The sequence below is a fragment of the Streptomyces sp. AC627_RSS907 genome (assembly GCF_019049165.1).
Genome location: NZ_JAGMUE010000165.1, coordinates 1 through 756, shown reverse-complemented (window position 1 = coordinate 756; position 756 = coordinate 1). Strand labels below are relative to the sequence as shown.

2 protein-coding genes are annotated in these 756 nt (G+C 69.7%); both read right to left on the bottom strand.

Annotated features, from left to right (window positions below):
• On the bottom strand, positions 1-161 hold a 161-nt coding region (locus KUM32_RS45050), incomplete at its 3' end, for a MerR family transcriptional regulator (protein ID WP_308408748.1).
• A 188-nt stretch (positions 162-349) separates the two neighbouring features.
• A partial coding sequence (locus KUM32_RS29790; protein ID WP_254406338.1) for a Gfo/Idh/MocA family oxidoreductase occupies positions 350-756 on the bottom strand: 407 nt, incomplete at its 5' end.

The following is a 756-nucleotide window of genomic DNA, read 5'->3' as shown; positions in this document are numbered from 1 at the left end:
ACCCAGGCCCGGATGGTGTCCGCGAGCCAGTAGGGCTTGCCGCCCTCCACGACGTCGGGCGCCGGCAGCAGCCCGTGCTTGCGGTAGGAGCGCACGGTGTCTGTCTGGACGCCGATGTGTGCCGCGATCTCCTTGTACGACCAGAGCCTGCGATCAGTCATGTCTCGCGCCTCCCAGAGCACCGCGACCACGGCGGGGGAACCGACGGGGGAGTCGCGGTGTAACTGTCGTTGATCACTTGAGCTGCGCCCGGTGAACGACCCTGAGTGACCGTCCGCGAACACCTGTTGATGGTCTGTGACAGAAAGGCCGGATAAGCGTGACGAATGTGACCAAGAGGCGACGGACGCTACGAAACGTCACGGACGCGCTCATTGATTTCGGTGAGGCGTACGGGACGGTGCTCCGCGCGTGAGAGTTCACACGCCTCGGCCACCAGGAGGGCGTTGAGCGCCTCCTCACCCGAGCACGGGTTGGCCACCTCGCCCCGTACCGCCCGGACGAAGGTCGCTAGCTCCGCCCGGTAGGCGGCCTCGAACCGGTCCCAGAAGCCGGCCCATGGGCGGGCCGGGCCGCCCGGGCCGGCGGGTTCGGCGGAGGCGAAGGGGGTGCGGGCGTCGAGCCCGACCACGAGTTGGGCGCGCTCGCCCGCGAGTTCGGTGCGCACGTCGTAGCCCGCGCCGTTGTAGCGCGTCGCGGTCGCCGTGACCAGCGTGCCGTCGTCCAGGGTGAGCAGGGCGGCGGCGGTGTCCACGT